Origin of the sequence: Streptomyces sp. NPDC087310, from assembly GCF_044744405.1 — a bacterium.
Lineage (GTDB): Bacteria > Actinomycetota > Actinomycetes > Streptomycetales > Streptomycetaceae > Streptomyces.
Genome location: NZ_JBIUYF010000005.1, coordinates 19,192 through 41,114 on the forward strand (window position 1 = coordinate 19,192; position 21,923 = coordinate 41,114).

At 71.4% G+C, this 21,923-nt stretch carries 17 protein-coding genes; 11 read left to right on the plus strand and 6 right to left on the minus strand.

The features are described 5' to 3' along the window. Window positions 1-257 precede the first annotated feature (257 nt). Complete coding sequence (locus ACIO3P_RS19350; protein WP_030742398.1) at window positions 258-521, minus strand: WhiB family transcriptional regulator; 264 nt, start codon at window positions 519-521, stop codon at window positions 258-260. Between the two features lie 655 nt (window positions 522-1,176). On the opposite strand from ACIO3P_RS19350, the gene ACIO3P_RS19355 reads away from it, so the two are divergent. From ACIO3P_RS19355 to ACIO3P_RS19370, 4 genes are all read left to right on the plus strand, one after another. Then, the gene (locus ACIO3P_RS19355; RefSeq protein WP_329823531.1) at window positions 1,177-1,677 is read left to right on the plus strand and encodes a cysteine dioxygenase family protein; all 501 of its coding nucleotides are present in this window, start codon (window positions 1,177-1,179) and stop codon (window positions 1,675-1,677) included. A gap of 65 nt (window positions 1,678-1,742) precedes the next feature. Next, complete coding sequence (cofD, locus tag ACIO3P_RS19360; protein WP_329823530.1) at window positions 1,743-2,699, plus strand: 2-phospho-L-lactate transferase; 957 nt, start codon at window positions 1,743-1,745, stop codon at window positions 2,697-2,699. Continuing rightward, window positions 2,696-4,060: a coenzyme F420-0:L-glutamate ligase gene (locus ACIO3P_RS19365; protein WP_401852604.1), complete on the plus strand. Its 1,365-nt coding sequence runs from the start codon at window positions 2,696-2,698 to the stop codon at window positions 4,058-4,060. The genes cofD and ACIO3P_RS19365 overlap by 4 nt, the downstream gene beginning before the upstream one ends. Before the next feature lie 18 nt (window positions 4,061-4,078). After that, on the plus strand, window positions 4,079-4,549 hold the full coding sequence (locus ACIO3P_RS19370) for a hypothetical protein (protein ID WP_401795757.1): 471 nt from the start codon (window positions 4,079-4,081) through the stop codon (window positions 4,547-4,549). Here the strand turns inward: ACIO3P_RS19370 and ACIO3P_RS19375 are convergent. From ACIO3P_RS19375 to ACIO3P_RS19385, 3 genes are all read right to left on the minus strand, one after another. Further along, window positions 4,546-5,556, minus strand: a complete 1,011-nt coding sequence (locus tag ACIO3P_RS19375; RefSeq protein ID WP_401795754.1) for a DNA-3-methyladenine glycosylase family protein — start codon at window positions 5,554-5,556, stop codon at window positions 4,546-4,548. The genes ACIO3P_RS19370 and ACIO3P_RS19375 overlap by 4 nt on opposite strands. An 85-nt stretch (window positions 5,557-5,641) precedes the next feature. After that, on the minus strand, window positions 5,642-6,724 hold the full coding sequence (locus ACIO3P_RS19380) for an NDP-sugar synthase (protein WP_329823527.1): 1,083 nt from the start codon (window positions 6,722-6,724) through the stop codon (window positions 5,642-5,644). Window positions 6,725-6,834: 110 nt separating this feature from the next. Next, entirely contained in the window at window positions 6,835-8,295 is a 1,461-nt protein-coding gene (locus ACIO3P_RS19385) for a peptidoglycan recognition protein (protein ID WP_329823526.1), read from the minus strand. A gap of 127 nt (window positions 8,296-8,422) precedes the next feature. On the opposite strand from ACIO3P_RS19385, the gene ACIO3P_RS19390 reads away from it, so the two are divergent. The 4 genes from ACIO3P_RS19390 (at window position 8,423) to ACIO3P_RS19405 (ending at window position 14,716) form a co-directional block, all read left to right on the plus strand. After that, entirely contained in the window at window positions 8,423-9,181 is a 759-nt protein-coding gene (locus ACIO3P_RS19390) for a TIGR03089 family protein (protein ID WP_401852607.1), read from the plus strand. Between the two features lie 280 nt (window positions 9,182-9,461). After that, window positions 9,462-10,874, plus strand: a complete 1,413-nt coding sequence (locus tag ACIO3P_RS19395; protein ID WP_401852609.1) for an LCP family protein — start codon at window positions 9,462-9,464, stop codon at window positions 10,872-10,874. A gap of 221 nt (window positions 10,875-11,095) precedes the next feature. Beyond that, on the plus strand, window positions 11,096-12,886 hold the full coding sequence (locus tag ACIO3P_RS19400; RefSeq protein WP_329823522.1) for an LCP family protein: 1,791 nt from the start codon (window positions 11,096-11,098) through the stop codon (window positions 12,884-12,886). 42 nt (window positions 12,887-12,928) lie between these two features. Next, window positions 12,929-14,716 (plus strand): LCP family protein, encoded by a 1,788-nt coding sequence (locus ACIO3P_RS19405; protein ID WP_401852611.1) that lies wholly within the window; start codon window positions 12,929-12,931, stop codon window positions 14,714-14,716. A 104-nt stretch (window positions 14,717-14,820) separates the two neighbouring features. On the opposite strand, the gene ACIO3P_RS19410 is transcribed toward ACIO3P_RS19405, so the two are convergent. Further along, on the minus strand, window positions 14,821-15,882 hold the full coding sequence (locus ACIO3P_RS19410) for a glycosyltransferase family 2 protein (protein ID WP_401852614.1): 1,062 nt from the start codon (window positions 15,880-15,882) through the stop codon (window positions 14,821-14,823). A gap of 319 nt (window positions 15,883-16,201) precedes the next feature. Here ACIO3P_RS19410 and ACIO3P_RS19415 point away from each other — a divergent pair, with 319 nt between their 5' ends. Both ACIO3P_RS19415 and ACIO3P_RS19420 read left to right on the plus strand, forming a co-directional pair. Continuing rightward, a complete protein-coding gene (locus tag ACIO3P_RS19415; RefSeq protein WP_329823567.1) occupies window positions 16,202-17,590 on the plus strand; it encodes an LCP family protein in 1,389 nt (462 codons plus the stop codon). Between the two features lie 174 nt (window positions 17,591-17,764). Beyond that, the gene (locus ACIO3P_RS19420) at window positions 17,765-19,024 is read left to right on the plus strand and encodes an LCP family protein (protein WP_329823520.1); all 1,260 of its coding nucleotides are present in this window, start codon (window positions 17,765-17,767) and stop codon (window positions 19,022-19,024) included. Between the two features lie 147 nt (window positions 19,025-19,171). Here ACIO3P_RS19420 and ACIO3P_RS19425 read toward each other — a convergent pair whose 3' ends face one another. Further along, a complete protein-coding gene (locus tag ACIO3P_RS19425; RefSeq protein WP_329823519.1) occupies window positions 19,172-20,344 on the minus strand; it encodes an acyl-CoA dehydrogenase in 1,173 nt (390 codons plus the stop codon). Window positions 20,345-20,527: 183 nt separating this feature from the next. On the opposite strand from ACIO3P_RS19425, the gene ACIO3P_RS19430 reads away from it, so the two are divergent. Then, entirely contained in the window at window positions 20,528-21,919 is a 1,392-nt protein-coding gene (locus tag ACIO3P_RS19430) for a UDP-glucose dehydrogenase family protein (protein ID WP_401852616.1), read from the plus strand. The last annotated feature ends 4 nt before the right edge of the window (window positions 21,920-21,923 follow it).

Here is a 21,923-nt window from a genome sequence, read left to right on the forward strand (position 1 = left end):
GTAGGAATACGCGCCGGGCGCCCGGCGCTCGATGTGCCCGGCGGAGCACCTGACGCTCCGCCGGGTCCCGGGGGCGGAGCGCGCGGGGGTACGGACGGGCGCGGGGGCGCGGAAAGGCGCGCGGGCATGCGACGCCCGGCCGGGAAACACAACGGTCCGCCGTCTGCGGGGAGGTGCAGACTGCGGACCGTGCCATATACGTAAGGGATCGTGCGGTCGTATTCCTCTGTTGCGGCCCGTGGCCGGCCGGACGACGTTCAGATGGCGGCCTTCTTCAGACGGCGCCGCTCGCGCTCGGACAACCCGCCCCAGATTCCGAATCTCTCGTCGTTGGCGAGGGCGTACTCAAGGCATTCCGAACGGACTTCACAGGCGAGGCAGACCTTCTTGGCCTCGCGGGTGGAACCGCCCTTCTCGGGGAAGAAGGACTCGGGATCGGTCTGGGCGCACAAGGCGCGCTCCTGCCAGCCGAGTTCCTCTTCCGCGTCCTCGACCAGCAGTTGCTGGAACAGCTCGGTCATGTGCGCCCCTCGTCTGTCTTTTGCGTCCCCGTGGGTATGGCCGCTGTCGAGTTCGGCCGAACGACACGAGTGAAATTACAAGTGTGTGCTCCGGTCCGGTCAAGCCGAGATCTGCTATTGGGCCCGGTATTCACTCTGCGGAACCAAGGCTATGCGGAAAGTGTTCAAATCACCAAAAACCTGACACATGCCACTGGCCTGCCCGCATCACCGCATCCACCACCCCCGACTCCCTCCTGAGAGGAGAGACGTCACGCACCCCGATCTTGTTGCGGGTCCGATCGCGGAAGCGATCCGGATCACAGTCTGATCACGAGGGCGCCGAGGTGTTTACGAGCACGGTCGCTGCCCCATGTGTCCGCACCTCCGCCTGCACAAACCTTTCTCCGGACGGAGTAACCGGATGAGGTGAAACATTGCCGCCAAATCGGTCATTGGGTTGACATCCGGAACGGGATTCGCGACCTTAGGTCTCATGCCAGCGCACCGCACGCACCCCGCGACCCACCTCCGTGGATTCCGCAGTGCTGTCCAGGCGCGCTGTTGCTGTTCAAGCTGTTCCGGCTGTTGAAGCCCACGGGCTCCGGCCGCACCTCCCCCACCTCCCTTTTCCGGTAGCGCACGCCCTTTCTCTGCCGAGGAACCACAGCACCCCATGAACAGCGACAGCGACATCCAGATCGCCGGCGACCTCCTTGAGGTCCAGCACCTCCTCCGCCCCGCCCGGGAGCACCCGGTCACCGTGGCCGAATTCGCCGGCCTCGCCCGCACCCTCGCGGCCGACCGCGCCCAGTGGGCCCCGCACGTCCAGTACGACGCGACCAGCCGCTGGTACCACCGGCTGCGCACCGGCCCCGGCTACGAGGTCTGGCTGCTCTCCTGGGTGCCGGGACAGGGCAGCGGATCACACGACCACGGCCGCTCCTCCGGCGTACTGACGGTGCTCGACGGGGAACTGACGGAGCGTTCGCAGAGCGGGAGCCGCACGCTCGCGCCGGGCGCGCAGCGGGTCTTCGCCCCCGGTTACGTCCACGAAGTGGTCAACGCGGCGATCGAACCGGCCGTGAGCCTGCACATCTACTACCCGGGGCTGACCGAGATGCCGATGCACTCGGCCCGCTGCGCCCCGGCGGCCCAGGATGTCGTACCCGCCTGACATGCCCACCCGTCGCCCGGCCACCACCCCTCAACGATCAGCCTGCGGCTGACAGACTGTCTCCCATGCGCATCGTAGTTCTGGCCGGCGGCATCGGCGGCGCCCGTTTCCTGCGCGGCCTCAAGCAGGCCGCGCCCGACGCGGACGTCACGGTGATCGGCAACACCGGCGACGACATCCATCTGTTCGGGCTGAAGGTCTGCCCGGACCTCGACACCGTGATGTACACCCTCGGCGGTGGCATCAATGAGGAACAGGGCTGGGGACGTACCGACGAGACGTTCCTGATCAAGGAGGAGCTGGCGGCGTACGGCGTGGGGCCCGGCTGGTTCGGCCTCGGCGACCGTGACTTCGCCACCCACATCGTCCGTACGCAGATGCTCGGCGCCGGCTATCCGCTCAGCGCCGTCACGGAGGCGCTCTGCGCCCGCTGGAAGCCGGGAGTGCGGCTGCTGCCGATGACCGACGACCGCGTCGAGACCCATGTCGCGGTGGACGTCGACGGCGAGCGCAAGGCCGTGCACTTCCAGGAGTACTGGGTGAAGCTGCGCGCGTCCGTGGACGCGCAGGCCATCGTCCCCGTCGGCGCCGACCAGGCCAAGCCGGCGCCGGGCGTGCTGGAGGCGATCGCCGCCGCCGACGTCATCCTCTTCCCGCCGTCGAACCCGGTGGTCAGCATCGGCACCATCCTGGCCGTGCCCGGCATACGGGAGGCCATCGCCGAGGCGGGCGTGCCCGTCGTCGGCCTCTCCCCCATCGTCGGGGACGCGCCGGTGCGCGGGATGGCCGACAAGGTGCTCGCCGCGATCGGCGTGGAGTCGACGGCGACCGCCGTCGCCCTGCACTACGGCTCCGGGCTGCTGGACGGCTGGCTGGTCGACACGGTGGACGCCGGCGCGGTGGAGGCGATCGAGGGCGCGGGCATCCGCAGCCGGGCGGTCCCGCTGATGATGACGGACGTGGACACCACCGCCGCCATGGCGCGCGAGGCGCTGGCGCTGGCCGAGGAGGTACGGGCATGAGCCCTGGTGAGGACGGGTACGCCGTCCGCGCGCTGCCCGGGCTGCCCGAGGTGCGCCCCGGCGACGACCTCGCGAAGCTGATCGCGGCGGGCGGTACCGGGCTGGCCGACGGCGACATCCTGCTGGTCACCTCGAAGATCGTCTCCAAGGCCGAGGGCCGGATCGTCGAGGCGACGGACCGCGAGGCGGCGATCGACGCGGAGACGGTACGGGTCGTCGCGCGGCGCGGACCGCTCCGTATCGTCGAGAACCGGCAGGGGCTCGTCATGGCGGCGGCCGGGGTCGACGCCTCCAACACCGCGCCCGGGACGGTCCTGCTGCTGCCCGAGGACTCCGACGCCTCCGCGCGGGCGATACGGGACGGGCTGCGGGACGCGCTCGGGCTGGACCTCGGCGTGATCGTCACGGACACCTTCGGACGGCCCTGGCGCAACGGACTGACCGATGTGGCGATCGGGGCGGCGGGCGTACGGGTCCTGGAGGACCTGCGCGGCGGGACGGACGCACACGGCAATCCGCTGTCCGCGACGGTCGTGGCCCTCGCGGACGAGCTGGCGGCGGCCGGGGACCTGGTGAAGGGCAAGGCGGAGAACCTGCCGGTGGCGGTGGTGAGCGGGCTGGGACACCTGGTGACCCCGGCCACCGCGTCCGGCCCTGACGGCCCTGACGACGCGGAGAGCGCGGAAGACACCGCGAACGCCGACACCGGCGCCCGCGCGCTGGTGCGGGTCGCCGCCGACGACATGTTCCGGCTCGGCACCTCGGAGGCGGTACGGGAGGCGGTCACCCAGCGCCGTACGGTCCGCGAGTTCACCGACGAGCCGGTCGACCCGGGCGCGGTCCGCCGCGCGGTCGCCGCGGCGATCACGGCCCCGGCGCCGCACCACACCACGCCGTGGCGCTTCGTCCTCCTGGAGACCCCGGCCGCCCGGCTGCGGCTCCTCGACGCGATGCGCGACGCGTGGATCGCGGACCTGCGCCGCGACGGCAAGTCCGAGGAGTCGATCGCCCGCCGCGTCCGCCGCGGTGACGTGCTGCGCAAGGCGCCGTATCTGGTGGTGCCCTGCCTGGTGGCCGACGGCTCGCACACGTACGGCGACACCCGGCGGGACGGCGCGGAGCGCGAGATGTTCGTGGTGGCGATGGGCGCGGGCGTCCAGAACCTCCTGGTCGCGCTGGCCGGTGAGCGGCTGGGCTCCGCGTGGGTCTCGTCCACGATGTTCTGCCGCGAGGTCGTACGGGAGGTGCTGGACCTGCCCGAGGCGTGGGACCCGATGGGCGCGGTCGCGGTGGGCCACGCGGCGGCCCCGCCGAAGGACCGGCCCGGACGGTCGGCGGAGACGTTCATCGAGGTGCGGTAGAGGCTGACCGTGGACTTCGTGAGCGTCCTGATCAACGCGGTGGTCATCGCCCTGCCGTTCGGCCTCGGGCTGCTCCTGGTCAAGGCCGTCCATCTGCTCGTCAGCAGACGCTGGTTCTTCTCCCGTAGCGCCGGCAGTCCCTGGCGCGGGGTGGAGCTGGCCGCACTGAGTCTCGGCGCGGGGCTCCCTGCCTATGTGGCCGGGCTCTCCGTCGGCTGGGACAGCGGGGGCACGGGCACCGCCTGTTTCCGGGCGGTGGGCGTCTCCCTGGGCAACGAGGGCCCCCGAGGCGAACTGACCATCGTCGAGCGGTACCTTCCGCTGTCCACCCGCTGCCACTGGGGCGACGGCACACAGGTCGAACTCGTCGCGGGATGGCTGAACGTCGTGGTCTTCGCCGCTCTCGCCGGGGCCGCCCTCGGCATCGCCGTGGCCGTGCGGGCGGCGGGAGCCGGCAGGCGGGACGTTGACGTTGTGGAGGCGTCCTAGAGGCGGGCGATGTCGCGGACCGGCATGCGGGGCGCCCGGCGGGCCGGGGTGCGGCCGCTGAGGAGGATCAGGCGGGTCGCCCGGTGGCGCTGGCCCGCGTACGGGGCGAGGAGTTCCAGCATCGCCGCGTCGTCCGCGTGCCGGTCGTCCGCCAGCGCGTGGCCGACGATGCCCGGCAGGTGGAGGTCGCCGACGGTGACGGCGTCCGGGGCGCCGTTGGACCGCTGGATCACCTCCGACGAGGTCCAGGGGCCGATGCCGGGGATCAGCTCCAGCCGGGCCGCGGCCCGTTCCGGCTCCATCGCCGCGGCCTCCTCCAGCCGGCGGGCGACCCGTACGGCGCGCAGCACGGTCGAGGAGCGCTTCGCGTCGACCCCTGCCTTGTGCCACTCCCAGGAGGGGATCAGCGCCCATGTCCTGGCGTCCGGCATGACGTACAGCGGCTCACCGGAGGCGAGGGGCGGTCCCGGCGCGGGCTCGCCGTGCGCGCGGACCAGCAGGCGCCAGGCGCGGTACGCCTCGACGGTGGTGACCTTCTGCTCCAGCACGGACGGGATCAGCGACTCCAGTACGAGCCCGGTCCTGCACAGCCGCAGCCCCGGCCTGCGCCGCAGGGCGTCGACGAGGAGCCGGTGGCGCGGTACGAAGGCGTCCGGCTCGTCGGATCCGCCGAGCAGGTCGGGGAGGTGGTCCAGCAGCCACTGCGCGCCCGGCCCCCACGCCTCGGCGTCCACGCCGCCGCCCCGCGCGACGAGCCGCAGCGCGCCGGGCCCGGCGGGCGTCCGGCTCGCCCGGCGCACCGCGCCGCCCGGCTCGGCCCGGAAGGTCGGGTCGCCGGGGCCGCGCCGCAGGGGGCCCAGGGTGAGCCCGAGGTCGTACCCGCCCTCCGGGGGCGTCCAGCGGCGGCGCAGTCCCTCCGGGGAGCGGGCAGGGGCGGGCACGACGGCGCCCGGCGTGCGCGCGGGGCGCTCGGGGCGCGCTGGGCGGGGGGCGAAGCGTCCTGCCACGGGTGGGATCCTCGGGGGTCGGGGTCCCCACGAGGGTAGTCCCCGGGCGGACAGCCCCTTTCGCGCCGGTCCCCGCGGGCCCGCCCTACGCGTCGGACGAGAAGCGCACCGCCCCCGCCGGGAGGACCGCGTCGCACCACACCCGTACGCCCTCGCGCAGTTCGTTGTCGGCGCCCACCACCGCGCCGTCCCCGACGACCACCCCCGACAGGACCGTGCGGGCCCCCACCCGCGCGCCCGCGCCGATCAGCGAGTCCGTGACCACCGCGCCCGGTTCCACCACCGCGCCGTCCAGGAGCGCGCTCCCCGTGACGCGCGCGCCCGCGCCGATGCTGGCGCCCGCGCCGACCACCGTGCCGGCCGTGAGCTTCGCGTCGGCGGCCACCGAGGCCGTCGGCAGGACCAGCCGGTCGCCGCAGCGTCCTGGCACCGCCGGGGACGGGGCGCGGCCCAGGACGAGGTCGGCGGAGCCGCGTACGAACGCCTGGGGCGTGCCCAGGTCCAGCCAGTACGTGGAGTCGACCATGCCCTGGAGGTGGGCCCCGGCGGCCAGCAGGCCGGGGAAGGTCTCCCGCTCCACGGAGACCGGCCGGCCCGCGGGTATGGCGTCGATCACCGAGCGCCGGAAGACGTACGCGCCCGCGTTGATCTGGTCGGTGACGATCTCCTCGGGCGTCTGCGGCTTCTCCAGGAACGCCGTCACCCGCCCGTCCTCGTCCGTCGGCACCAGACCGAAGGCGCGCGGGTCGGGGACCCGGGTGAGGTGCAGCGAGACATCCGCCCCCGACGCGGTGTGCGTCGCGACGAGGGCCCGGATGTCGAGGCCGGTCAGGATGTCGCCGTTGAAGATCAGCACCGGTTCGTCGGGGCCCGAGTGCAGCCGCGACGCCACGTTGCGCAGGGCTCCGCCCGTGCCGAGCGGATCGCGCTCGGTCACGTACTCCAGGCTCAGCCCGAGGGAGGAGCCGTCCCCGAAGTACGGTTCGAAGACCTCGGCGAGGTACGACGTGGCGAGGACGACATGCTCGACGCCCGCAGCTCTGGCCCGCGCCAGTTGGTGCGTGAGGAACGGGACGCCCGCCGCCGGGACCATGGGCTTCGGGGTACGCGCCGTCAGGGGCCTGAGCCGGGTGCCCTTGCCGCCGACCAGAAGGATCGCTTCAGTCACCGTGTCGTCTCCGCTTCCTGCTGGGGCCGGTTCCTCGTGCATACGTACATACGCACATACATACAGGCGTACGCGCGAAGAACCGACCAGTGGTGGCGTCCGACCCGGCGTCAGCGGCCCTGGTACCTGGCCGCCGACGCGCGTACGGTGCCGAGCTTCCCGTAGAGACGACTCCCCGGGCAGTCGGTGCTGAACCCGTCCCGGTGACCGGAAATGGTGTTCAGGCTGACGCGCCTGCCCTTGCCGTACTTCCCGCTCCCCCCGGACGTCAGCGTGACCTTGGCCCGCGGGTTCCTGCCGTGCAGACCGAGCTTCCACGCGGTGAGCTTGGCGACGGCGGTGGTGGCCGCCGACGGCGGATTCGTGCCGCTGTACGACCCGAGGACGGCGATGCCCGTGGTGTTGGTGTTGAAGCCGAGCGTGTGCGCGCCCAGCACCGGCTTGGCCACGCCCCCGGCGCGCCCCTCGTAGATGTTTCCGCACTTGTCGATGGCGAAGTTGTAGCCGATGTCCCGCCAGCCGCTGCTCTTGACGTGGTAGCGGTAGATACCGCGCAGGACGGAGGGTGACTGCTTGCAGGTGTAGTTGTTGCCGGTCGCGCTGTGGTGCACGAACGCCGCCTTCACCGTGCTGGTGTAGCCGAACCGCTTCTCGCGCAGCGACTCGTTGGCGCCCCACCCCTTGCGGGTGATGATGCGCGGGCGCGGCGCGGCGTACGGCTTCGCGGCGGCTTCGGGCACCTGCGCCTCGACCGCCGCCTTGGTCAGGGCGGGGATCTCGGCGGCGCCCAGTTCGGCGAGCCCTTCGTTGGCGGCCGAACTGGCCATGTCCTCGGCGGACATGGTGGCGCCGCCCGCCAGCTCGCCGGTCATGGTGCCGCTCGCGGGGGACGTTCCCGTCTCCAGGCTCGCCGGGGTCCCGGTCGCCGCACCGGACTCCATGCCCTGCTGAGCATCTGACGGGGCGTCCGGCTGGCGGTCCGGCTCCTCGCCCGGGTCGATCAGCTCCAGGCGCAGCCCCTGCGGCAGCAGCGAGCGGGCCGGTCCTGTCTCGTCCTCCTCCTCGGTGGCCCGTACGCGCAGTTCCACGCCGTCCGAGCCGCCGACCCACAGCGGCGCGGTCGAGCCGCGTACGGTCCCGGAGTCGCGCTCCTGCGTCCCGAGGTCGGCGCCGTGCTCCTGGTTGTGCGTCTCGACGTCCTGCCAGTCGGACCAGACGTGGGTGCCGGCCGCGCGGGTACGGACCTGGACCGTGCCGCGGAGTTCGTCGTCGGCGTTGTCCCAGACGACGCCGAGCAGCGAGAAGGGCCGTACGTCCCGCGCGACCACCCCCTGTTCCGCGACGGCGCCCGGCGCCCGGGTCGAGCCGAGGGGCCGCAGCGGTACGGACTCGGTGGAGCCCGGCACGGCCGCCGCGCCGGGGTGGGCCCGCGGGCCGGTCCAGAGGCCGGCGTCGCGACCGGACGGTGGGGCTGCCGAGGACGCGGCGAGCGCGCCCGACGGCAGCGACAGCGGGAGAACGAGTACGGCGGTGCACGCCACGCCGATCGAGGTTGCAAGGTAGGCACGCATGGGCCGATCCTCGGCGCGTCCCGCCCGCCGCGCGCGCCGGGGAAACTGACGGCCCGTCGGTCCAACCGGTGTACGGCGTCACCGGTACGGCGGTAGCCGCGTCGGCCGCCCGCGTACCCTTTCCCGGGTGAACGCCAGCGACCGTACCCCCGCCGACCTGCTGCGATCCGCTCTCACCGCGGACCCGGCCCGCCCCTTGGTCACCTTCTACGACGATGCCACCGGTGAACGCGTCGAATTGTCCGTGGCCACCTTCGCCAATTGGGTGTCCAAGACCGCCAACCTGCTCCAGGGCGACCTGTCGGCGGAGCCCGGCGACCGGCTGGCGCTGCTGCTCCCCGCGCACTGGCAGAGCGCCGTCTGGCTGCTCGCCTGCTCCTCGGTCGGCGTGACCGTCGAGATCGGCGGCGACCCGGCCGCGGCCGACCTCGTGGTCAGCGGCCCCGACCCCGACGCGCTCGCCGCGGCGCGCGCCTGCACCGGCGAGCGGATGGCGCTCGCGCTGCGCCCGCTCGGCGGCCGGTTCCCGCGGCCTCCGGAGGGCTTCGCCGACTACGCCGTGGAGGTGCCGGGCCAGGGCGACCGCTTCGCGCCGTACGCCCCGGTGGACCCGGACGCGCCCGCGCTCCGCATCGGCGGTACGGAGCTGACCTCGGCCGCGCTGGTCGCGCGGGCGCGCGCGGACGCGCGGGAGCGCGGGCTCGGGCCCGGCTCGCGGCTGCTGTCGGGGCTCGGGTACGAGAGCTGGGAGGGACTGTCGGCGGGTCTGTTCGCACCGCTCGCCGCGGGCGGCTCCGTCGTCCTGTGCCGCCATCTCGACACGCTGCCGGCGCCGGCGCTCGCGGAGCGCGTGGCCAGTGAGCGGGTGACCGACAGCGTCGTGTGACGCGCCTCGTCCTCCTTCAAGGACGGCTTCACCATGACTGCGCGACGGGTTTGCCACGCCTTCGTCATGGCTGCGCAATGACTGTGCAATGACCGCGTGACAAGGCGGAAACCGCCTGTCAGGTGCACAGCGGACACGGCTTCCGGCGCCGTGACCAAACCGCAGCACATGATCGGCGAAACGTGCAACGCACAGCACAACCAAGCGTGGTGCTCGCCCGTCTACGACAGCGACCGGCGGCCTGTGTGCGTCGCCGACGCCTTGAAGGATGGACGAAGACGTGACCGAAAGTGCTGGCACGCCGCCCGAACCGGAGGAGAGGTCCACGGATTCCACCGCTCCGGAGGGCCCCGAGGAGACCGAGGCGGGCACCGCGCTCCGTACCGACAGCACTGCCGACAGCGCGGAAGGCGACGCGAAGGACGACGCGGAAGGCGACGCGAAAGACACCGCCGAGGCCGCCGAGGCCGCCGCGAAGGACACCGCGGAAGACACCGCCGAGGCCGCCGTACCGCCCCGCCGCAAGCGCCGCTGGCTGCGCTGGGTCGCGGCCGGGACCTCCGTCCTCCTGCTCGGCGCCTCCGGCGCGGGCTGGTGGGCGTACCGGAAGCTCGACCGGAACATCACCACCGACACCTCCGCCGCCGCCGAACTCCGCACGTACGAGAAGGAACGCCCCACCCCGGTCGCCCTGGACGCGCAGAACATCCTGCTGATCGGCTCCGACAGCCGGGCCGGCAAGGGCAACGGCAGGTACGGGCGGGACGACGGCGGTTCACAGCGCTCCGACACCGCGATCCTGCTGCATCTCGCGGCCGACCGGGAGAGCGCGACGGCCATGTCGATACCGCGCGACCTGATGGTCGACATACCGAGCTGCCGCTCCTCGGACGGCAGCCGTACGCGGGAGCAGTTCGCGCAGTTCAACTGGGCTTTCCAGTTCGGCGGCGCCGCGTGCACCATCCGTACGATCGAGAAGCTCACCGGCATCCGCGTCGACCACCACATCGTGATCGACTTCAGTGGCTTCGAGGACACCGTGGACGCGGTCGACGGTGTCGAGGTCTGCCTGAAGGAGCCGGTCGACGACGAGCAGGCGCATCTCAAGCTCCCCGAAGGCCGCCAGAAGCTCACCGGCGAGCAGGCGCTGGGGTACGTACGGGCGCGGCACGGCATCGGCGACGGCAGCGACACCCAGCGCATGGACCGGCAGCAGCGTTTCCTCGGTGCCCTGTTCAAGAAGGTGCAGAGCAACGGGGTGCTGCTCAATCCGACGCGGCTCTACCCGGTGCTGGACGCGGTGACGAAGTCCATCACCACCGACGCGGGGCTGAACAGCCTGGGCGACCTGTACGACCTGGCGAGCTCGATGCGGGGCGTGCCGACGGAGAAGGTCCAGTTCCTGACCGTGCCCCGGCAGCCGTACACCCTGGACCCCAATCGCGACGAACTCGTCGAGTCCAGTGCGAAGAAGCTCTTCGAGCGGCTGCGCGACGACGAACCCGTCGAGATCGCCACGACCACCTCACCGTCGGACACCGCGTCGCCGTCGGACACCCCTGAGGGCTCCCCGTCGGCCTCCGCTCCGGGCTCGGCATCGGATGCGGAGCCGGGCACCGGGGCGCCCTCTCCGCGTGCGACGTCGGAGCCCACTTTCACGGGCTCCAATGCCGAGGCGGGCATGTGCGGGTAAAGCAATGGGCAAGGAGAAGCGCACACTCCATGGAGATTGGGCAGATTGCCCGCTTGTAAGGGGTGAGGAATTTGTCACGGACGTCGCTTGACGTTGAACTAGGCGGATAGTGTGACGCGATCCGGTGCATCCGGCCGCATGGTCGCGCACTGCTGGATCGAAAACCGAGCGTCTTCCGGGGAAGACGACTCGCGTGGCACCGACGGAGGATTCAAGCAACCGTGGATGCGCAAAGCCGTGGACAGGCGGACAATATCGACCCCGCCGACCAGTGGGTCCTCAACCCGCAGACCGGTAACTACGAGCTGCGACTGGACCACTCCGAAGGGCAGTCACCGACCGCCCCGTCACGCACCGCCCCCACCGGCGGCAGAAGGAGAACCGCGGCCGCCGAGGACGGCGCCGCCACTCCCCCCGGCCCCCGGTCGGGCGGCCGGAGCCGGGGCGGCGGGAACGGGGCGCAGCGCGCCGAGGTCCCCGGTCAGCGCAGCCGTCGCGCGGGCAAGGGAGCGGCGGCCGACCCGGCCGCCGCCGCGCCGGGCCGGCGCAAGCGCAAGCCCAAGAAGGCGGGCAAGAAGCGGGCGCTGGTGTGGACCGGCGGGGTGATGGGTTTCGTCCTCGTCGGCGGCTCCATCGCCGCGTACGCCGCGTACCAGCACTTCAACGGCAACATCGCCACGATCGATGTCGAGGGCGCGGGCAGCGGCGGCTTCAAGAAGGACCAGGCCGTCAACATCCTGGTGATCGGCACGGACAAGCGGACCGGTGCGGGCAACGAGGGGTACGGGGACAAGGGCAGTGTCGGCCACGCCGACACCACACTGCTCTTCCATGTCTCCAAGGACCGTTCGAACGCGACGGTGCTCTCCATCCCGCGGGACCTGATCACCGACGTCCCCGACTGCGAGACCAAGACGGAGTCCGGCACCACGGTGATCCCCGGGACGCCGCAGGTCCGTTTCAACACGAGCCTCGGCCAGGACGACCGGGACCCCGGCTGCACGATGCGTACGGTCAAGGAGTTGACCGGCGTCACCGTCGACCACTTCATGATGGCCGACTTCAACGCGGTCAAGACGCTGTCCACCGCGGTCGGCGGGGTCGAGGTCTGTGTCGAGAAGGACATCGACGACCCGAAGTCCCATCTCAAGCTGGACAAGGGCAAGACGGTCATCGACGGGGAGCAGGCGCTCGCCTTCGTCCGTACGCGCCACGCCTTCGGCGACGAGAGCGACCTCACCCGGATCCAGACACAGCAGCAGTTCCTCAGCTCGATGATCCGGACGATGAAGTCCGGCGACACGCTGACCAGTCCCAGCAAGCTGTTCAAGCTGGCGGAGGCGGCCACCAAGGCGCTGACGGTGGACACCGGCATCGGCAGCATCAACAAGCTGAGCGACCTCGCCCAGGAGCTGGCCAAGGTCCCGGCCAAGAACATCACCTTCACCACGCTGCCGGTGCTCGACAACCCGGCGGAGGTCGTCAAGGCCACCGTCGTGGTCGACGAGGCCCGGGCCAATCCGCTGTTCACGATGATGCAGAACGATGTCTCGCTGACCGAGGTGGAGGCGAAGGAGAAGGCGGACAAGAAGGCCGCCGCGAGCAAGCAGGAAGCGCTGCTGAAGGGCGACAAGGCCGATCCGGCCGACGTACGGGTCGATGTCTTCAACGGCGGCGGCCCGCAGGGTTCGGCGCAGGAGACGCTCAACTGGCTCCAGAACACCGAGGGCGTGCTGAAGTCCTCCAACAAGGGCAACGCCCCGGCGAACGTGTCGAAGACGACGCTGGAGTACGCGCCCAACCAGGCGGACCAGGCGCGCGCCCTCGCGGCGATGATGGGGCTGCCCGCAGCCGCCCTGAAGCCGGGCACGGAGGACGCCGTGGGGCTTGAGGCGATGACGCTGACGCTCGGGGCCGACTTCAAGGGCGCGGGTGTGCCCATCACCGGATCGGCGAAGGCGCCGGAGGGTGTGCAGAAGGTGGAAGCGGACAAGCAGGTCTGCTCCAAGTGACATGTGGGCACCGGCTCGTACGGCCGGCCTGAGGGGGATCCGGTGGGTACGAGCGGTGTACGGCGGGACGGGGCGCGCGAACGCGGCCCGCGCGCCGGGGAACTGGGCTGGGACGACAGCCTGTACGACGGCGGCGAGGGCGGAGTTCCGGGCGTCGAGGGCGCCGGGAACGGGGAGCCCGGAGAGGCCGGGGAACTCGGGAAGCCTGGGGCATCCGCGCATCCGGGAAAGTCCGGGAAGGCCGGACAGCCCGGGAACCCTGGGAAGACCGGAAAGGCGGGGAAGCCCGCGAAGAGCGCCGGGGGCCGCCGGCCGCTGGTCCGCCGCGTACTGCGCTGGGCCACCGCCGTCCTCTCGCTCCTCATACTCGGGACGGCCGGCGCCGGTTACCTGTACTACCGCCACCTCAACGGCAACATCCGCAGCGGCGAGCGGAGCAGCGGCTCCGACGGACTGGACAAGCCCGGGGCCAACGCGGCGGGCCAGCGCCCGCTGAACATCCTGCTGCTCGGCTCCGACAGCCGTAACAAGCCGGAGAACGTCAAGCTCGGCGGAAGCAAGGGCTCCGTGGGCAGCCCGCCCCTCGCGGACGTCCAGATGCTCGTCCATGTCTCCGCCGACCGGAAGAACGCCTCGGTCGTGAGCATCCCCCGGGACACCCGGGTCGACATACCCGAGTGCAAGGACGCGGAGACCGGCACGGTCCACCCCGCGACGAACACGATCATCAACGAGACGCTGGCGCGCGGCGGCCCCGGCTGCACCCTCGCCACCTGGGAGAAGATGACCGGCGTCTACATCGACCACTGGATGACGATCGACTTCTCCGGTGTGGTGAAGATGGCCGACGCCATCGGCGGCGTCGGGGTCTGCGTCAAGAACAACGTCTGGGACCGGCCGCTGCCCGGTGTGCCCGGCGGCTCCGGGCTCAAGCTCACGGCGGGCACGCACCGCGTCCAGGGGCAGCAGGCGCTTCAGTGGCTGCGTACCCGGCACGCCTTCGAGAGCGACCTCGGCCGGGCCAAGGCCCAGCACATGTACATGAACGCGATGATCCGCGAGCTGAAGTCGCAGAACGTCTTCACCGACGCGCCCCGGCTGACCGGTCTGGCCGAGGCGGCCACGAAGTCGCTGGAGGTGTCCGAGGAGATCGACACGGTCAAGAAGCTCTTCGACCTCGCCATGCAGCTCAAGAGCGTGCCGACGAACCGGCTCACCATGACGACGATGCCGACCGTGGTGGACCCCCAGGACCCGAACCATCTCGTCGCCGACAGCGACGCGGACGACCTGTGGACGATGGTCCGCGACGACGTGGCCTTCGACAGCAACGGCGGCACGGCCGAGGAGAAGGCGGCGGCCGAGGCGGCGGCCAAGCGGAAGAAGGCCGAGGAGAACACCGCCAAGGAGGCGACCACACCGCCCGCCGAGACCGGTGTGATCGTCCGCAACGGCACCGGCGGCGAGCAGACCCCCGTGAAGGGCCGCGCCGCCGATGTCACCCAGGCCCTGGTGGCCAAGGGCTACACGCTGGCCAGGGCGGACGCGCAGCTCTCGCCGCAGGAGAAGACCACGGTCAGCTACCCGAGCGCGGATCTGGAGGGGAACGCGCAGGCGGTCGCCAAGGCCCTCGGGATTCCGACGAGTTCGGTGAAGCGGTCCACGGACGTCTCGGGCGTCACGGTCGTCGTGGGCGCCGACTGGCGCGACGGTACGTCCTTCCCGAAGGAGAGCAAGCCGGAGGCGGGCGGGGTCCCGGACACGGCGGACGCCCTCAACGGCTCGGAGAAGGACGCGTGCATGGACGTGTACGCGCCGTACCGCTTCTGATCCCCGTACGTACCGCTTTCTGATCCCCGTACGGACGCCCCCCATGCGAACGCCCCCTGTGCACGGGCACAGGGGGCGTCCTGGGTTCGTACGGGGGCGGGCGGCTACGCGTCCGCCTCGACTCCGGCGCCCGCGGCCTCGGCCGGCCGCGCCGCCGGGCGGCGGCTCGCGATGACCTTCTTCGCGAGCGCCTTCGGGCTGGTGAGGAAGCCGTACCCCCACGACATGTGCATGGTGGCCAGCGCCAGCGGGATCCGGAGCCGCGCCTTCGGCGCCATTCCCTTGCCGGCCGGTACGGAGCCGGCCACGATCGCGGCGAGGTAGCCGCCCGGCACGACCAGGCCCCACGGCGTGAGCAGCGCCCCGACGACGAGGCCCGCGGCGATGGCGCAGACGGCCGTCGGCGGGGCGAGGTAGCGGAGGTTGATCGAGCCGGAGTGGTAGCGGGCGACGACATGGCGCCAGCGGCCGTACTCCTTGTACTGCTTGGAGAGCGCGCGCACCGAGGGGCGCGGCCGGTACTGGACGCGCAGCTCCGGGGAGAACCAGATCGCGCCGCCGGACTCGCGGATCCGGAAGTTCAGCTCCCAGTCCTGGGCGCGGATGAACTCCTCGTTGTAGCCGCCGAGCCGCTCCAGCGCCTCGCGCCGGAAGACACCCAGATACACGGTTTCGGCGGGGCCCGCCGCGCCGCCGGTGTGGAAGGCCGCGTTGCCGACGCCGATCTTCGACGTCATGGCGGCGGCGACCGCGTTCTCCCAGTCGTTCTCGCCCTCGGCGTGCATGATGCCGCCGACGTTCTGGGCGCCGGTCTCCTCCAGCAGCCTGACGGCGGTCGCGATGTAGTTCGGCGAGAGCATGCCGTGGCCGTCGACCCGTACGACGACGGGGTGCTTGGACGCCTTGATCGCGGCGTTGAGCGCGGCGGGGGTGCGGCCCGTCGGGTTGGGCACGGTCCGCACCTGGGCGCGCGCGTGGGACGCGGTCTCCCGCACCAGCTCCGCGGCGATCTCGTCCGTACGGTCCGTGGAGGGGCCCAGGGCGATGACCACCTCCATCTCGCCCTCGTACTCCTGCTCCAGGATGTGCCGGACGGAGTTCCTCAGATGACGTTCCTCGTTGAGCACCGGCATGATCACGGAGACTGCGGGAGGCAGGGCAGGCATGGGGTCCTTCGGGGGCCTTCGGGCTACGGCGGTATGGCCGCCCACGTTACCGCGAACGGGGGACAGCGAAGCGCGCCGTCCGGTTGCGGACCGGCGTCGCTGATCGTATGGGCTTACCGTGCTCACGGTCCGCTCCCACCGTGTTCGCCCGTGCCCGCCCGTGCTCGCCCTGTTCACCGCGGAGGTGTCTCCCGTGCCCACGCCGCCCCGCACCACCCGCACCACCCGCCGTCCTGACGTAGGCCGTCGTCCGGACGCCCGGAAGGAAGACGGGCGGAGGAAGGGCGGGGGAAAGAAGGACGGGCGGCCCCGCTGGGGGATGCGGATGGCGACGGCGCTCTCCGTCCTGGTCCTGGGGGCGGGCGGGATCGGCCACGCCGTGATGACCAGCCTGGACACCGGGATCGGCCGGATCGACCCGTTCAAGGACATGAAGAACCGGCCGGGCGCCGGCCGCGGGCTGAACCTGCTGCTCGTCGGCACCGACGGCCGCGACAAGATCACGGAGGAGGAGCGGCAGAAGTACCGCCTCGGCGGCGCGCCCTGCCACTGCACCGACACGATCATGCTGGTCCATCTCTCGGCCGACGGGCGGCGCGCCAGTGTGGTGAGCCTCCCCCGCGACAGCTTCGCCGAGCTGCCCGAGCACACCGACGGCACCACGGGCAAGCACCACGCCCCGCACCCGGTCAAGCTGAACGCGGCGTACGCGGAGGGCGGGCCCGGTCTGACCGTCCGTACCGTCGAGCACCTGACGGGCGTGAAGATCAGCCACTACCTGGAGGTCGACTTCACGAGCTTCATGAAGACGGTGGACGCGCTGGAGGGCGTGGACATCTGCACGACCCGGCCGATGAAGGACACGTACACCGGGCTCGATCTGGCGCCCGGCACGCACCGGATGAACGGCGGCGAGGCCCTTCAGTACGTACGCTCCCGCCATGTCGACGGCGCGGCGGACCTCGGCAGGATGCAGCGCCAGCAGCGCTTCGTCGCCGCCCTGATCTCCCGGGCGACCAGCAGCGGGGTGCTGCTGAACCCGGCGCGGTTCAAGGAGGTCACCTCGACGGTCCTCGGCTCGGTCAGGGCCGACGCCGGGTTCGGCGCCGAGCAGATGCTCGCCGTCAACGAGGCGATGCGCGGCTTCTCACCCTCCTCGTCGGAGTTCACGTCCGTACCGCTGGCCGGGGGCGGCGCCTCGGTCCCGGTGAAGGGCGTCGGCGCGACGGTGAAGTGGGACCCCGTGAAGTCCAAGCGGCTCTTCCAGGCGCTGCGCGAGGACGAGCCGCTGGCACCGCCGCGCCGGACGGGCTCCGGTTCCCCGTCGGCCGGGGAGGCCACGGTCGTCGAGGTGAGCCCGCAGGACATCCGCGTACAGGTCTACAACGGGACGCCGGCCGACGGTCTGGGCAAGCGGGTCGACGACGCGCTGCACGCCACCGGATTCCGTACCACCGGCTCGCCGCTCACCTCGGACGGCGACGACGTCCGGCGGACGGTGGTGATGTACGACCCGCGCTGGGACCGCTCGGCGAAGTCCCTGGCGGCGGCGCTGCCGGGCAGCGAGCTGCGGGCGGTGAAGCAGCAGGGCGCGACGCTGAAGGTGATGGCGGGGACGGACTTCAAGGCGGTGACTCCGGTACGGGCGGAGGAAAACCCGAAGGGTGAGTTCGACGCGACCACCGGCGACCAGGCGGTCTGCCCGTAACCCGCTTGTCCGCCCGGCGGCCCGCCCGGCCGACCGCCCGTCCGGCCGGCCGTCCCGAGGTCAAACCTTCACAAGGGCTCCATTCCGGTTCGCATTGCATCAGATTCGCAACGGGCCTGGTCCGATTTCCCACCTCCCTGGATCGGACACAGACCGGCCCGGCACACTGTGCGCATGAATGATTGGCCCGATGGGCGGACCGGCGACCGCAACGACCGTTACGGGCGCGGCAGCGGAGGCACACAGCCCGAAGGCGCGCGCGTCATGCCGCATGTGCAGCGGGGCGGCGTACCCCAGCAGGCGCAGGGGCGCGGCCAGGGGCAGGGCGCCGGTTACGACAGCGGGTACAACACGGGCCAGGTCTACGGCTCCCCCGCCGGCGCGGGTGGCGGCCAGGGCGGCGGAGGCGGCTACATCCCGCCGCAGCCCGGCGGGGCCCCCGGGCCGCGGTACGCGCCCGACTGGGGGCGCCGGATCAAGATCGGCGCGCTGGTCCTGGTGGTGGCGCTGCTGGTCACGTCCATCGGTACGTACTTCTGGGCCGACGGCAAGCTCAAGCGCGAGGTCGACCTCTCGAAGGTCATCGAGCGGCCGAGCCAGGGCGACGGCACGAACTATCTGATCGTCGGTTCCGACAGCCGCGAGGGCATGTCCGACGAGGACAAGAAGAAGCTCCACACGGGCTCCGCCGAGGGCAAGCGGACCGACTCGATGATGATCCTGCACGACGGGTCGAACGGTCCGACGCTGATCTCGCTGCCGCGCGACTCGAATGTGACGATCCCGTCGTTCGTGGGCTCGGAGTCCGGCAAGGAGTACCCGAGCACCGGCCGCCAGACCAAGCTGAACGCGGCGTACGCGGAGGACGGCCCCGAGCTGCTCGTCCGTACCGTCGAGTTCAACACCGGGCTGTACATCGACCACTACGTGGAGATCGGCTTCGCCGGCTTCGCCAACATCGTGGACGCGATCGGCGGGGTGGAGATGGACATCCCGAAGGCGTTCAAGGACAAGAAGTCGGGCGCCGACTTCCAGGCGGGCAAGCAGACCCTGGACGGCGAACAGGCGCTGGCCTTCGTCCGTACACGGTACGCGTTCGCCGCCAGTGACCTGGACCGTACGAAGAACCAGCAGAAGTTCCTGGCGGCCCTGGCCTCGCAGACGGCCACCCCGGGCACGATCCTGAACCCGTTCAAGCTCTACCCGACGATGAGCGCGGGCCTGGACACCCTGATCGTGGACAAGGACATGTCGCTCTGGTCGCTGGGCCAGATGTTCTTCGCGATGAAGGGCATCACGGGCGGCGACGGGGTCTCCATGAACATGCCGATCTCGGGCAGCGTGGGCGGCAACCTGGTCTGGGACAAGGCGAAGGTCAAGGAGCTGGTGAACCAGCTCAACAACGACGAGAAGGTCACGGTCACCAGCGACTGACGCCCGCGTCCTCCGTTCCTCCGCTCCCCGTTCTCCGCCGCCGCGGCCTCCTGGCCCGGCGGCGGTGGCGTGGGGGCCCGCGGCCGGTCGACGTCCGCCGGACGGATACGTCCGGGCCCCGGCACGGGGCCGGGGCCGGGACGGGGGCTACGGCAGGTTGCGGGCCATGACGATGCGCTGGACCTGGTTCGTGCCCTCGTAGATCTGGGTGATCTTGGCGTCGCGCATCATGCGTTCCACCGGGTAGTCGCGTGTGTAGCCGTAGCCGCCCAGGAGTTGGACCGCGTCCGTCGTGATCTCCATGGCCGCGTCCGAGGCATAGCACTTGGCCGCGGCGCCGAAGAAGGTCAGGTCCTCCTTGGTGGCGCCCCCTGTGACGCGCTGCGACCTGGCCGCCGCCGCGTAGGTGAGCTGGCGGGCGGCCTCCAGCTTCATGGCCATGTCGGCCAGCATGAACTGGACGCCCTGGAAGTCGCCGATCGGCTTGCCGAACTGCTTGCGTTCCTGGACGTAGCCCTTGGCGTAGTCGAGGGCGCCCTGGGCGATGCCGAGGGCCTGGGCGGCGATGGTGATGCGGGTGTGGTCCAGGGTCTTCATCGCGGTGGCGAAGCCGGTGCCCTCAGCGCCGAGGAGGCGGTCGGCGGGGATGCGGACGTTGTCGAGGTAGACCTCGCGGGTCGGCGAGCCCTTGATGCCGAGCTTCTTCTCCGGGGCGCCGAAGGAGACGCCCTCGTCGTCCTTCTCGACGACGAACGCCGAGATGCCCTTGGTGCGCTTCTCCGGGTCGGTGACGGCCATGACCGTGTAGTAGTCGGAGACGCCCGCGTTGGTGATCCAGCGCTTCACGCCGTTGAGGACGTAGTGGTCGCCGTCGCGTACGGCCCGGGTCTTCATGCCGCCCGCGTCGGAGCCCGCGTCCGGTTCGGAGAGGCAGTACGAGAACATCGCGTCGCCCTGGGCCAGCGGGCGCAGGTACTTCTTCTTCAGCTCCTCGGAGCCGGAGAGGATCACCGGGAGCGAGCCCAGCTTGTTCACGGCCGGGATCAGCGAGGAGGAGGCGCAGACCCGCGCGACCTCCTCGATGACGATCACGGTGGCCAGGGCGTCGGCGCCGGCGCCGCCGTACTCCTCGGGGACGTGGACGGCGTGCAGGTCGGACGCGACCAGCGCGTCCAGCGCCTCCTGCGGGAAGCGGGCCTCTTCGTCCACCGCCGCGGCGAACGGCGCGATCTTCGCCTCGGAGAGCGCGCGCACGGTCTCGCGGAGCATGTCGTGCTCTTCGGAGGGGCGGTACAGGTCGAAATCAGCCGGTCCGGCCACGGTCTTTCACTCCCCAGGATGCTAACTACCGTTAAGTAACCCAATTTTAGACGGCGGTGGCGGCGCAGGCATAGGTGAGTTTGCCGACAGCCTCCCCCTGAGGGAGAAGTGCCCCTGCGGAGCGCTTCCGACGCGCGGATATGCTCGGGCCGCACACCGCCCGTCTCTCCTTGGAGCACCCACATGGCCCTCAAGATCACCGTGATCGGCACCGGCTATCTCGGCGCCACGCACGCCGCGGCCATGGCGGAACTGGGCTTCGAGGTCCTCGGGCTCGACGTGGTGCCCGAGAAGATCGAGCTGCTCTCGGCGGGCCGCGTACCGATGTACGAACCCGGCCTGGAGGAGCTGCTGCGCAAGCACGTGGCCGGGATCGAGGGGTCGACGGGGCGGCTGCGGTTCACCATGGACTGGGCGGAGGTCGCGGACTTCGGCGATGTGCACTTCGTCTGCGTGAACACCCCTCAGAAGCACGGCGAGTACGCCTGCGACATGAGTTACGTCGACGCGGCGGTCGAGAGCCTGGCCAAGCATCTGACCCGGCCCGCGCTGGTCGTCGGCAAGTCCACCGTGCCCGTCGGCAGCGCGGACCGGCTCGCGGCCCGGATCGCGGAGGTGGCGCCGGCCGGGCGCGAGGTGGAGCTGGCCTGGAACCCGGAGTTCCTGCGCGAGGGCTTCGCCGTGCAGGACACGCTGCGCCCGGACCGGATCGTGATCGGCGTGCGCGGTACGGGTGGTACGGGCGGTACGGGTGGCACGGACGGTACGGGCACCACGAAGGCCGAGCGGACGCTGCGCGAGGTGTACGCGACGCCCATCGGCGAGGGCTCGCCCTTCGTGGTGACGGACTTCCCGACCGCCGAGCTGGTCAAGACCTCGGCGAACTCCTTCCTGGCGACGAAGATCTCGTTCATCAACGCGATGGCCGAGGTCTGCGAGGCGGCCGGCGGCGATGTCGTGAAGCTGGCGGAGGCGCTGGGGCACGACGAGCGCATCGGGAAGAAGTTCCTGCGCGCCGGTATCGGCTTCGGCGGCGGCTGTCTGCCCAAGGACATCCGGGCGTTCATGGCGCGCGCCGGTGAGCTGGGCGCGGACCAGGCGCTGACGTTCCTGCGCGAGGTCGACTCGATCAACATGCGCCGCCGTGGCCACATGGTGGAGCTGGCACGGGAGGCGGTGGGCGCCGACTCGTCGTTCCTGGGCAAGCGGGTCGCCGTACTCGGCGCGACGTTCAAGCCGGACTCCGACGACGTACGGGACTCCCCCGCGCTCAATGTCGCGGGCCAGATCCACCTCCAGGGCGGCCAGGTCACGGTCTACGACCCGAAGGGCATGGCGAACGCCCGGCGGCTCTTCCCGACACTGGGGTACGCGGAGTCGGCGCTGGACGCGGTGCGCGGCGCCGATGTCGTCCTGCATCTGACGGAGTGGCGCGAGTTCCGCGAGCTGGACCCGGCGGCCCTGGCCGCGGTGGCGGCGCGCCCGCTGATCCTGGACGGGCGCAACGCGCTGGACCCGGAGCGGTGGCGCGCGGCGGGGTGGACGTACCGCGCGATGGGGCGCCCGCGCGCCTGACGCG

Bases quoted from the DNA above. Each gene is read 5' to 3' on its own strand.
- ACIO3P_RS19385 (WP_329823526.1), bottom strand. From the start codon at position 8,295: ATGCGTGCCTACCTTGCAACCTCGATCGGCGTGGCGTGCACCGCCGTA.
- ACIO3P_RS19430 (WP_401852616.1), top strand. From the start codon at position 20,528: ATGGCCCTCAAGATCACCGTGATCGGCACCGGCTATCTCGGCGCCACG.
- ACIO3P_RS19350 (WP_030742398.1), bottom strand. From the start codon at position 521: ATGACCGAGCTGTTCCAGCAACTGCTGGTCGAGGACGCGGAAGAGGAA.
- ACIO3P_RS19355 (WP_329823531.1), top strand. From the start codon at position 1,177: ATGAACAGCGACAGCGACATCCAGATCGCCGGCGACCTCCTTGAGGTC.
- ACIO3P_RS19420 (WP_329823520.1), top strand. From the start codon at position 17,765: ATGAATGATTGGCCCGATGGGCGGACCGGCGACCGCAACGACCGTTAC.
- cofD (WP_329823530.1), top strand. From the start codon at position 1,743: ATGCGCATCGTAGTTCTGGCCGGCGGCATCGGCGGCGCCCGTTTCCTG.
- ACIO3P_RS19415 (WP_329823567.1), top strand. From the start codon at position 16,202: ATGCGGATGGCGACGGCGCTCTCCGTCCTGGTCCTGGGGGCGGGCGGG.
- ACIO3P_RS19365 (WP_401852604.1), top strand. From the start codon at position 2,696: ATGAGCCCTGGTGAGGACGGGTACGCCGTCCGCGCGCTGCCCGGGCTG.
- ACIO3P_RS19410 (WP_401852614.1), bottom strand. From the start codon at position 15,882: ATGCCTGCCCTGCCTCCCGCAGTCTCCGTGATCATGCCGGTGCTCAAC.